The organism is Limosilactobacillus sp., assembly GCF_022482365.1.
Lineage (GTDB): Bacteria > Bacillota > Bacilli > Lactobacillales > Lactobacillaceae > Limosilactobacillus.
In genome coordinates, this window is the sequence record NZ_JAKVPE010000001.1 from 1,083,613 (window position 1) to 1,094,507 (window position 10,895).

The window sequence follows — 10,895 nt, forward strand, 5'->3', positions numbered from 1 at the left end:
GTTTCAATTACTCCTCTTCCCTAATTGTTGTTACTTGTGCATCTTCCATTGCCTGCTCACTCAGCTCCTGGCCAATCCCCGGCCGGTCCGGGATCGCGTAGCTGCCGTCCACGGGGGCGTAGTGGTAGCGCCCGGACGCAATGTTGGCCGGCTTGCGGTTGACCTCGTGCTCCTCGTGAATCAAGAACTGCGGACAGGCGGCCTCGAACTGCAGGGCCGCCGCGGTGGCAAGCGGGCCACCGCACACGTGCAGCTGGATGCTCAGCTCGTGGGCGGCGGCGAGGCCCATGAGCCGCACGGCGGACGTGATGCCGCCGCAGTTCCCCAGGTCAGGCTGGAGCACCTGAATGCTCCCCGAATCGACCAGCGGGGCAAAACTGAGTGCGTTGGTCAGCCGCTCCCCCGTGGCCAGCGGCAGTCCAGATTGCTGGGCCACCGTCGCAAAGCCCGCCACGTTCTGTGGTGAGATCGGCTCCTCAAAGTAGGAGACGTTCAGCGGCGCCAGCTTGTGAGCCAGGGCGATCGCCGCTGCCGGCTCGAGCTTGGCGTGGCAGTCGACAATGAGGCGGGTCTGCTCCCCGGCCGCTTTTCTGATCGCCGCCACCCGGTCATAGGCCTCCTGCAGCTGGTGCGAATCGAGCAGGCCGCGGAACGGCAGGAAAGTCTTGCCCCGCTCAAAGTTCAGGGGATCAATCTTGATGCCCGAATACCCCTGCCCAACCACCCGCTTGGCCAGGCGGGCGAAATCATCCGGCGCGGTCACGTAGCGGGGGAAGGGCCCCCAGCCGTATTCGATGTGGCTGGCGTAGGCAGGCAGCCGATCGTGAACCTTGCCGCCCAGCAGCTGGTAGACCGGTTGGCCCAGCGCCTTTCCCTTGAGGTCCCAGAGGGCGATGTCGATCGCCGAGACGGCGGAGTAGAAAACCACGCCCCCGCCCTTGGCCCAGAAGGAATGCTGGTAGAAGTCCTGCCAAATTTGGCTGATCTGCGCGGGGTCCCTCCCGATGAGGCGGTGGGCCAGCTCCTGGAGGACGCCAACCGTGCCGACGCTACCGATTCCATAGGCGGTCCCGGCCTCGCCAAAGCCGGTCAGTCCCGTGTCGGTCGTCAGCCGGACGACGACCGGGTGCCAGACCGGGCTGAGGCCCTGCCAGTGCAGCTGGTAAATGTCGACCTGCTTAATCTTCATTGTCCGGCGCCCCCTTCGCGGCCTCTTCGACCAACTTATCGGCAACCTGGGTGGCGGCACCGGACGTCACGCTCTGGTCAAAGTTGAATTGTTCAAGGATGGCAACCAGCCGATCCTTATTCGGCTGCGTCCCGTCGAGCGCCCGGGCAATCTGGTCGGCCCGCTTTTGGTCGAGGTACATCAGGTCGCCGTAAAGCTTCACGTGGGTTAGCCGGCTAGCGTCAAGGTCAAAGCCAATCCCCACGCTGCCGACGCCGTGGAAGTAAAGATCGACGTAGTGACTGGCGAGGCTGCTGCCGTAGATCCAGGTCTTGGCGCCGTACTTGCGCTTGCCCAGGTCCAGGACAGCCTGCCATTCCTCCTTCGTCAGCTGGTAGGTATGAAAGTCGGGATCATTCGCCCGGACGTTTTGGAGGATCAGCTCGCGCAGGTCCCGGGTCGTCGTCGGCCGGTTGAAGTGTGGCAGGAGGTTGGTGACCCGGCTGCGGACGGATTCGATTCCCTTGTCCTCCAGCTTCGACTTCGGTGGTGTCAGGACCTGGTTGGCCTGGTCCAGGTCGACGTTGACCATCAGGGTGCCACCGTAGGAAACCCGGTCGCCGACGTTAGCAAAGGACATCCCCGAGAACTTCTGCCCCTGGTAAGTCAGGTCGTTGCGTCCGGTCTGCTGGGCATCAACCCCCAGCTGGCGCAGCGCCTTGAGGATTGGCCGGATGTACTGGTCAAACTTCGGTGTCTTGACCTTCTGGGCGGTATCGATGTAGACATAGGTGAGGTCGCCGGGATCGACGAAGACCGCACCCCCGCCGGAATTGCGCCGCACCAGGGCAATTTTGTGCTCGCGGAGGTACTGGAGGTTGACCTCGTGATAGACGTCCTGATAGTGGCCGAGGATGACCACCGGCTGGGCCGGACTGTAGAAGTACAGCAGCTCCTCGTGGGCAAACTTCGGGTCCCGTTGCAAAAATTCGGGCAAGGCCTCCGGGACCAGCGGGTTGGCCAGGTAGTCCAGTCCATTATCCGTATCAATATACAGCACTTTAACATCCCCACTTCATTTATTGGCGACTATTAGACTCAATCGCTTTTATTGTAGCTTTATTTTGTCAAAATAAAAGCAACTACACTCGAAAGAAATGAAAGATAACTTTAGGACTTAAGATGTAACCATTTACCTCTTCGATTAACGAAAAAAAGAATAGTAAAAATACTATTCTTTTTCATGCAATTTATCGGTAATTAAATCTTGAAAATATAACAATTCGTCTCGCGTGGCCTTTTTGGTTATAAAGTTCTTTGCCTTGCTTTTTAGCTGGTTGCGGTAAATAACCTCTTTATGTTTATCCTGGTAACGCTTATTGCTTTCTAGCTTTCTTTGGTAAGCCTCTTCCGGCGTATATTTCCTAGCTCGTGGCAAACCTATTACCCCTTTTTAATCATGTCCTTGATCTCTTGATATAAAGCTTTGCATTGCTTTATTCCTATAATTATAAATATAGCAGCTAAACCATATATAGCAATTAGCAAAAGATACTTCATTTTACATCCCCCGTTTTATTTAGTATAATAACATTAATTGAAAAAGGGGCAAGCGGTGCAACGCTCAACCCCTTTTTGTAGGCTATTTAGGACCGTTTGGAACGGGCCTTTTTCTTTATCCAGCGAATAAGCTGGGTAAGGTACTCGACTATCGTGAAAATAGCAACAAATGAGCCGCTATATAACGACAATAAAGTACCGATCTTCAAGGATGTTAAAACCACTCAACTCATTTTCGAGAAGAGTGGTTTTTTCGTTCGTCTAAATTTTCTCCAGCGGCACCTTGGTCGTCGGGGCCGGGTATTCCTCATCGATCATCCTTAGTTCGTCATCCGTCAGCTCCAGGTCCAAAGCCGCGATATTGGCCTTGACGTGGTCGACGGAACTGGCCTTGGGCAGGCTGAGGACGTTGTTGTTGCGGGTGATCCAGGCCAGCATCACCTGGTATGGCGTCGCGTGGTGAGCCGCCCCGATCTCGCGCAAGACCAGTGTCGGGTGAAGGTAGTTCCAGCCGACCGCGTGAAACGGCGAGTAGCCGAGGAAGCCAATCCCCCGCTGGGCCTGCCACGGCAACAGGTCGTACTCGACGCCGCGGCTTGCGATGTTATAGAGGTCCTCGTTGGCAAAGACCTGGCCACCGTCCGGCACCTTCAGGAGGTCCTCCATGTCCGCCACGTCAAAGTTGGAAACGCCCCAGTGGCGGATCAGCCCCTCCTGCTTGAGGCCCTCCAGGCCGGCCACTGCCTGGGCAAGGTCGGCGTTGGCCCGCCAGTGCAGGAGGTAGAGGTCCAGGTAGTCGGTCCCCAGCTGCTTCAGGCTGGCTTCCAGGCTGCGCCGCTCCTGATCCGGCGTGGCGTGGCTCGGCAGGACCTTGGAGACAATGAAGGTCTGCGAACGGTCGAGCCCCTGCATCGCCCAGCCGATGATCTTCTCGCTGCCCGGGTAGCTCTCCGCCGTGTCGACCACGTTGATCCCGTGAGTCAGGCCGTAGTGGATTGCGGCGGCCTCGTTTTCGGGCTGGCGGCCCAGATCCGCCCCGCCGAGGCCAATCTGGCTGAGCTTTTCACCCTTAATCGTTAAATACTTCATCTTTTCTACCTCCTTCGCGGATAGCGCTTGGCAATTAAAACCTTGGTCGTCGTCCAGGGGCCGCCCCACCAGCCGTTGAAGCCGGTCGACAGCACCCGAATGTCGTTGAAGCCGAGGTTACCCAGTGCCCGCTGGTACTCATCAATGTAGGCGCAGTCGGCGATCACCAGCGTCCCGTCGGCCTTCAGCACCCGGCTGGCCTCCTGAACCGCCCGGCCGCGCTCCAAGGCGGGGCCGATGTTGTGAAAGGCCAGGTCGACCAGGACGTAGTCGAAGGAGCGGTCCGCAAAGTTCAGGTTGAAGACGTCGGCGTCGACCAGCTTGACCCGGTCGGCCACCTTGGCTGCGTTAATCCGACCCTGGAGCTCCTTTTCGTCCTGGCGCCAGTCGCCAGTCCCGGTAACCTTGGCGGGGGCCGTCAAGCTCTTGGCCAGCAGGAGCAGGTCGTTGAACCGCCCGCCGCTGAGGTCCAGGATCTGGTCATGACCGCCAAAGCCGAAGCGGTCGATGATCCCCTGCCAAACCCGCAGGTGCCCGGCCGTCATCGTGTGGGTGAGGATCAGGCCCCAGGCGGCCAGCAGCACAACCCAGAGCAGGTTCCAGTAATGGGCGCTGATCAGGCTGTAAATCAGGCCGCCGACCACCAGCAGGATGTCCACGGCCAAGAGGGTAATAACGTTGATTCCACGTAGTTTCATAATGATTGCTTCCTTATTAACTGACGATATCGTTCAAGCGCTGGATGTCCTCCAGCTTGCCGACCACGGTGACCTTGTCGCCCTCCTGAATCACGTCGTTGGCCTGGGGCATCTGGTTGACCTGGTCGTCGGCGCTGACGATGATGATCACGGTGACGTGAAACTTGTTGCGAAAGTCCAGCTCGTCCAGGCTGCGGCCCACGAACTTCGGGTTGTCGATCACCACTTCGGCCAGGGTCGTTTCCTTGCTCAGGGTGACGTAATCGACGACGCTCGGGTTGAGCTGCTGGAAGATCAGCCGCTTGGCCAGGTCGTGCTCCGGCCGGACGACCCGGTCGGCACCGACCCGCTCCAGCACCCGGGCGTGGTTGGCGTTTTCGGCCCGGCAGGTCACGTCTTTGGCGCCGAGGTCCTTGGCAATCAGGGTTGCCATGATGCTGGCCTCGATGTTCTGCCCGATCGAAATGTAAACGTGGTCGAAGCTGCCCACGTCGAGTTCGCGCAGGGCGTCCTCGTCCTGGGCGTCGGCGACCACGGCCCGCATGACCGAGTTGGCCAGTTCATTGATGACTTCTTCGTTGATGTCAATCGCCAGGACCTCCTGGCCGGCCGCGACCAGCGCCTCACAGATTGACGCGCCGAACTGGCCGATGCCGATGACGGCGTAGCTTTCTTTTTTAGCCAATTAAAACACTCTCCTCCGGATAACGATAGCTCTTCGTCTTCGGCCGGGCGTTGAAAACCGAGAACATGACGGTGTAGATGCCGACCCGCCCGATGAACATCAGGATCATGATGATGACCTGGCCGATGAAGTTCAGCTGGGGCGTGATCCCCAGTGAAATCCCGGTGGTCCCGAACGCCGCCACGGCCTCGAAGGTCACGTAGGACAGCGAATCGTGCTTCGGCAGGGCCTGGGTTTCGACCAGCAGGAGGACGGCGACGAAGAGGATCAGCAGGGCCACGAAGAGCAGGGTCAGCGCCCGGTAGACGTTCTCCTGGGTGAAGCGCCGGTGGGCAAACTCGGTATCCTTCTGCCCACGCAACGTGGCGATGCTCTGGACGGCCAGGAGCCCGACCGTGGTCGTCTTGATCCCGCCGGCCGTCGATCCGGGGGTCCCGCCGATAAACATCAATAGGATCGTAAAGCTCAGCCCGGCCGCGCTCAGTTTATTATAAGGAAAGGTGATCAGTCCCGCGGTCCGCGGCGTAATCGCCATGAAAATCGTGTTGAGAAAGCGTTGCGGCGCCGAGAGCTGCCCACTGAGCTGGGCCAGGTTGTGCTCGGTCAAAAAGTAGACGATGACTGAGGTGATCATCAGGACCGCCCCGGTGCGCAGGGCCAGCTGGGTGTGCAGGGATAAGTGGTGGTACTTGTGGTAGCCCAAGATGTCCTTCCAGACCAGGAAACCAAAGGAACCGGCCAGGATCAAGACCGCCAGGACGCAGATCATGTAGGGGTCATTGGCGTAATTCTCCATGCTGTTGCCGAAGAGGTCAAAGCCGGCGTTGCAAAAGGCCGAGATGGCGTGAAAGAGGCTGTACCAAATCGCCCGCGTCAGCCCGTACTTCGGGTAGAAATCAAAGAACAAGAAGACGCTGCCGATCAGCTGGATCAGAATCGAGAGGCGGATGATCAGGTAGACCACGCTCAGTTGCGACAGGTGGTCGAGGTTCAGGGCCTCCTGAGTCAGCAAGCGGGTCGACATTCGCCTCCGCCGCCGAATCATCAGGGACATCATGACGGCAAAGGTCATGAAGCCCAGGCCACCAATCTCCATCAGGGCGGCGATCACCACCTGGCCGAGAAGTGCGTAGTCCGCCTGGGCGTCAGTACGGGGCACGACGAACTCCTCGATCAGCTGGTCGAAGAGGTCCGGCAGGCGGTAGTCGCTGGCCCAGTCACCGAGCTGGCGCAGGGCACGCTGGTGGTCACGGATGGCCCGGTTGCGCCGGTGGTAGACCCCTGGCTGGTTAATGACGTTGTGCTGCAGCTGAAGGTCGGTGATGGCCTGACGCAGCTTCTGCAGGATGACCGGGTCGACTGGCAATTGAAGGGCCCGGAGCAGCTGGGTGGCCGAGAGCTTCCCCGCTTCAAAGTAGGCGTTGTCACCGAAGCGGTAGGTGATGGTGTTGGGCAGCTTGGCATACTCACCGGTCGGGTCGAGGATGATTGCCGTCTCGTTCTGTTGCTGAAGCTGGCTCAGCAGGGATAAAGTGGTGGTGGTCTTGCCACTCCCCGTCTGGCCGACGATCAGGAGATGATGAGCGAAAAGCGCGTCGGTCAGCTGCGATTGCTGGCTGGCGCTCAAAGACGATGGATATTGGATGGCTGATTGCACGATGATTCCTCCTTTTTTCTACTATAAATATTATGGGCTAAATTGCTGAAAAGGCAACCAGCATTGAGGGCAAACAAAAAGACGCCCTCGTCTGTTAGACAGCTGGGCGCCTTCTTGATCAAATATTTTAGGGAGACTACGGTTTGATACCCGTAGTAAACAATATAAGTTTATTTGAATTTCTACCGAATGTCAATGAACAAATCAAGATTTAATGCAAAAAAGTACCCCGCGATAGGATTTCCTACCGCGGGGTACTTTTTTGCTTTAAACTTTAGCGACCAATGATCATCCCCAACTCTGTAAAGAGGCAATTTAAAACAAAAAAACTCCCTACCCGAAAGTAGAGAGTTTTGTGTGTGATTCAGTTCGCGATTAAGCCCGTGACTTGTAGCTGCCATCAGTGGTGTTGATGATCAGCTTGTCGCCGTCCTTGATGAAGGCTGGGACGTTGACAACCAGGCCGGTGTTCATAGTAGCAGGCTTGCCACCGCCATCGATGGTTGCACCCTTGATCATTGGTTCAGTGTGGGCAACCGTCATTTCAACCGTGGTTGGCAGGTCAACACCGATGATGTCGCCGTTGACGAAGTTCAGAGTGACCTTCATGTTTTCTACCAGGTAGTTCTTGTCGTCACCCAGCAGGTCGTGGCTCAGCGTGTATTGGTCGTAGCTCTCCAGGTCCATGAAGACGGCGTTGTCGCCTTCGTCGTAGAGGTATTGAGCAGAACGCTTGTCAACGTTAACCTGTTCAACCTTTTCGGAAGGACGCATCGTGGTGTGAACAATGGAGCCGGTCCGCAGATCCTGGATGTCCATCTGCATCAGGGTGTTACCCTTACCTGGCTTGTGGTGGTTGATTTGAAGAACCTTGAGCAGCTTGCCGCCACGTTCAAAAACCATACCCTTTTTCAAATCGATCGTTTGAATCATGTCAAAATCTCCTTTGTATCATAAGTAAGTGCGTTCATCACGGAACTTTAAGCAGTCAGGCGATCAACTGCTTCGGCCGCACCCGGGGCCGTTTTTAGTGTGCTGCTTCACGACAGCATTCACCATTTATTGTATCACATCTGGCCGGGAAACGCCTTATTGCGGGGGGATTGGTGACTATATTTTCAACTAAAATAAAACAGCGGTAGTGGTATAATGTAGGCACAATGATGAAAAAACCGGTGTGCAAATTGGCATAGGGGTAGCTCCTCTTACCGAGCCGGCGGGGCACTTGAAAAAGCGCCCTTTTTTGTATTCGCCAATAACAAAAATGAAATTAAAATTTCAAATTAAGCACTGTTCAAAATATTATATCTATTGACATTCCTATTGCTATTTTGTGATAATACAGTTAATCAATTAAATGACTCTTTAGAGTCCGGAAAGACGGGGCGCAATTCCCGTCTTTTTTTATTTTGCACTAAAAAAATGACCACCGCACAACCGTGCAGTGGTCATCTTTATTTACAAACTAGTCTTCGTCAATTGGGTGCTTGGTCGTCAGCTCGTGGACGCCCTGAGCCACCTCTTCGCGAACCGCGTCGTCATCGGCGTTGGTCAGCAGCTTGACGATCAGGTCGGCGACTTGGCGGGCATCGTCTTCCTTAAAGCCCCGGCTGGTGATGGCCGGCGTCCCAATCCGCAGCCCACTGGTAACGAATGGGCTCCGTGGGTCGCCAGGGATTGATTCCTTGTTGGTCGTGATGTGAACCGCGTCGAGCAGGTCCTGGGCATCCTTGCCGGTGATGCCGGTCTTGGTGATGTCGATGATCATCAGGTGGTTGGCAGTGCCGCCGGAAACGACCCGCACCGCGCCGGACTTGCTGAATTCATCGGCCATGGCAGCGGCGTTCTTAACTACCTGGTTGATGTAGTCGGTGAACTGTGGCTGCAGGTCTTCATAGAATGCCTGGGCCTTGCCGGCAATCACGTGTTCCAGCGGGCCACCCTGGGTTCCTGGGAAGAGGGCGGAATTGATCTTCTTGCCCAGCTTGGCGTCCTTGGACAGGATCATCCCCCCACGTGGGCCACGCAGGGTCTTGTGGGTAGTCGTCGTAACCACGTCGGCAACCGGCACCGGACTCGGGTGGGCGCCAGTGGCAACCAGGCCGGCGATGTGGGCCATGTCAACCATCAGGTAAGCGCCAACCTCATCGGCGATCTCGCGGAACTTCTGCCAGTCGATGATCTGGCTGTAAGCGGAGGCCCCGGCCACGATCAGCTGTGGTTGAACTTCCTTGGCGATTTCACGAATGTGGTCGTAGTCGAGCAGCTCGGTCTCTGGGTCCAGGCCGTAGCTGAAGGATTGGTAGACCTTCCCACTGAAGTTAACCTTGGAGCCGTGGGTCAGGTGCCCACCGGCGTCCATCCCCATGCCGAGGATCTTGTCACCGGGCTTCAGCAGCGCCTGGTAGACGGCCATGTTGGCTTGGGAGCCGGAGTGAGGCTGAACGTTGACGTATTCGGCACCGAAGAGCTTCTTGGCGTAGTCGATCGCCAGCTGTTCGACCTGGTCGATGTACTGGCAGCCACCGTAGTAACGCTTGCCAGGATAGCCTTCCGCGTACTTGTTCGTCAAGACGGAGCCCTGCGCCTGGCGGACTTCCTTAGAGACGATGTTTTCGGAGGCGATCAGTTCGATCGTGTCCTGCTGCCGTTGTTCTTCCTTTGCGATTGCTGCCCACAGTTCGGGTGATTTGCCTGCATATTCCATTTGGAAATTCCTCCTCTGGTTGACTTCGTTGCATTTGTCAATTTGATTATACAATACAAAGCCCGGATATTAAAAGGCCTTTGAAAAATAATTATTTAAAATAATCGAACTTTATTTGTGAAATCGCTAGCTAAAGTTCATGATTTAATTTGATGAGGACAGAGAAAAGGACCCGCTCAGCACAGCTGGCGGGTCCCACTTAGTTTCGGGTGGAGACTAGTCTTCGACCTTCTTGGCTTCTTCCATTGCCTTCATGATGGAAGGGTTCTTGGAGTGACAGTCCTTGATCATTTGCAGGTCTTCTTCGCTTAATTCAACCGTGTACTTAGCCATATTTCTCCCTCACTTTGCTTAAAGAATTAACTTTAATATACCACACTGAGCCCGCGATGCACGGTCAAATTCGACAAGTTGCTTTATCGTGCCTGCTCTAGATAATGCCAGGCTTCCTCGTAAGAAAGATTGTACGCATCCATTAGCTTATGAACAATTGTTTCATCATCCAGCCGCAAGCTGATAAGCATTTTCACCGCAGACTCGATGCCCTGTTCACGACCCTTTTTCAAGCCGATTGCTTGACCTTCGTTCCGTGCTTCCATTAAATCTAACTCGTACTTCATAAAGCTCCGCCGCCTTTCTGGATCGTGCTTGATTCGCTCCATTTTTTGATAAATTCGTTCTGCTAACTCATCCCCCGGCGTTCGCTCATTATGCATTAGGCGGAGGAATCCTGCTACCCCCATTTTATCATGAAAGTCTGTTGCCTTCGCATTGAAAACTACCATGTAAAACTCCGCTCCGGCAGAACGATCGGGATTTTTGACCGAGCGCATCTCATATTCATCGAACATCTCGTCGTCGCCGTAATAGTCAAAGTCGCAGAAGAAAATCACGTAGATCGGGGTGACATGCTGCTCATCATACTTGTCACCAGGCTTGAGTATATCCGCATGGTTCAAGTAGTAGCGCATTCTGAATGGCAGATTATGATTGTTCTTCACCTGCATCTCTAGAATATATATCCGGTTTTGATCATCTTGCACATAAACGTCAAAGCGCGGCGACTTGACACCCAGCGTTGTATTGACCTGCTTTTGCGTCGCAACTCGTTGGATACTTTTGATCTTTAGCTCCGGGAAAATTTGCTGGAGCAGTTGCAAGCAGATCTGCTCGTCCTCCATGACCATTCCAAACATACGATCATTCGCCAACGTTAGCCGCTCCCACTTGGCCGCGGCCGCCCGTCTTTCTTGTTCTCGGCTGCTCATTTCAGTCCCTCCATTCTTATACTCGGCGGCAATCGGGCCCCCTAATATATAAGAACGGAAAAA

At 55.5% G+C, this 10,895-nt stretch carries 9 protein-coding genes; all 9 read right to left on the reverse strand.

The annotated features are described in order from the left end of the window. Positions 1-7 precede the first annotated feature (7 nt). The 9 genes from LKE23_RS05275 to LKE23_RS05315 all read right to left on the reverse strand — a co-directional run bounded on the left by LKE23_RS05275 (position 8) and on the right by LKE23_RS05315 (position 10,832). Positions 8-1,189, reverse strand: a complete 1,182-nt coding sequence (locus LKE23_RS05275; RefSeq protein WP_291976281.1) for a mandelate racemase/muconate lactonizing enzyme family protein — start codon at positions 1,187-1,189, stop codon at positions 8-10. Continuing rightward, entirely contained in the window at positions 1,179-2,228 is a 1,050-nt protein-coding gene (locus tag LKE23_RS05280) for a lipoyl protein ligase domain-containing protein (RefSeq protein WP_291976282.1), read from the reverse strand. Before LKE23_RS05280 ends, LKE23_RS05275 begins: the two co-directional genes overlap by 11 nt. Positions 2,229-2,989: 761 nt before the next feature. Continuing rightward, positions 2,990-3,817 (reverse strand): aldo/keto reductase, encoded by an 828-nt coding sequence (locus LKE23_RS05285; protein ID WP_291976284.1) that lies wholly within the window; start codon positions 3,815-3,817, stop codon positions 2,990-2,992. Positions 3,818-3,822: 5 nt separating this feature from the next. Continuing rightward, on the reverse strand, positions 3,823-4,515 hold the full coding sequence (locus LKE23_RS05290; protein ID WP_291976285.1) for a class I SAM-dependent methyltransferase: 693 nt from the start codon (positions 4,513-4,515) through the stop codon (positions 3,823-3,825). 16 nt (positions 4,516-4,531) lie between these two features. Next, positions 4,532-5,200, reverse strand: coding sequence for a potassium channel family protein (locus LKE23_RS05295; protein WP_291976286.1), 669 nt, complete (start codon positions 5,198-5,200; stop codon positions 4,532-4,534). Beyond that, complete coding sequence (locus tag LKE23_RS05300; protein WP_291976287.1) at positions 5,193-6,857, reverse strand: TrkH family potassium uptake protein; 1,665 nt, start codon at positions 6,855-6,857, stop codon at positions 5,193-5,195. Before LKE23_RS05300 ends, LKE23_RS05295 begins: the two co-directional genes overlap by 8 nt. A gap of 375 nt (positions 6,858-7,232) precedes the next feature. After that, the gene (gene efp, locus LKE23_RS05305) at positions 7,233-7,790 is read right to left on the reverse strand and encodes an elongation factor P (RefSeq protein WP_267202630.1); all 558 of its coding nucleotides are present in this window, start codon (positions 7,788-7,790) and stop codon (positions 7,233-7,235) included. Between the two features lie 532 nt (positions 7,791-8,322). Then, complete coding sequence (gene glyA / locus LKE23_RS05310; RefSeq protein WP_291976288.1) at positions 8,323-9,564, reverse strand: serine hydroxymethyltransferase; 1,242 nt, start codon at positions 9,562-9,564, stop codon at positions 8,323-8,325. 416 nt (positions 9,565-9,980) lie between these two features. Continuing rightward, entirely contained in the window at positions 9,981-10,832 is an 852-nt protein-coding gene (locus LKE23_RS05315) for an Rpn family recombination-promoting nuclease/putative transposase (protein ID WP_291976289.1), read from the reverse strand. Between the last annotated feature and the right edge of the window lie 63 nt (positions 10,833-10,895).

Excerpts from the sequence above, each read along its gene's own strand:
- efp (WP_267202630.1), bottom strand. The coding sequence starts at position 7,790 with ATGATTCAAACGATCGATTTGAAAAAGGGTATGGTTTTTGAACGTGGC.
- glyA (WP_291976288.1), bottom strand. The coding sequence starts at position 9,564 with ATGGAATATGCAGGCAAATCACCCGAACTGTGGGCAGCAATCGCAAAG.
- LKE23_RS05315 (WP_291976289.1), bottom strand. The coding sequence starts at position 10,832 with ATGAGCAGCCGAGAACAAGAAAGACGGGCGGCCGCGGCCAAGTGGGAG.
- LKE23_RS05285 (WP_291976284.1), bottom strand. The coding sequence starts at position 3,817 with ATGAAGTATTTAACGATTAAGGGTGAAAAGCTCAGCCAGATTGGCCTC.
- LKE23_RS05290 (WP_291976285.1), bottom strand. The coding sequence starts at position 4,515 with ATGAAACTACGTGGAATCAACGTTATTACCCTCTTGGCCGTGGACATC.
- LKE23_RS05275 (WP_291976281.1), bottom strand. The coding sequence starts at position 1,189 with ATGAAGATTAAGCAGGTCGACATTTACCAGCTGCACTGGCAGGGCCTC.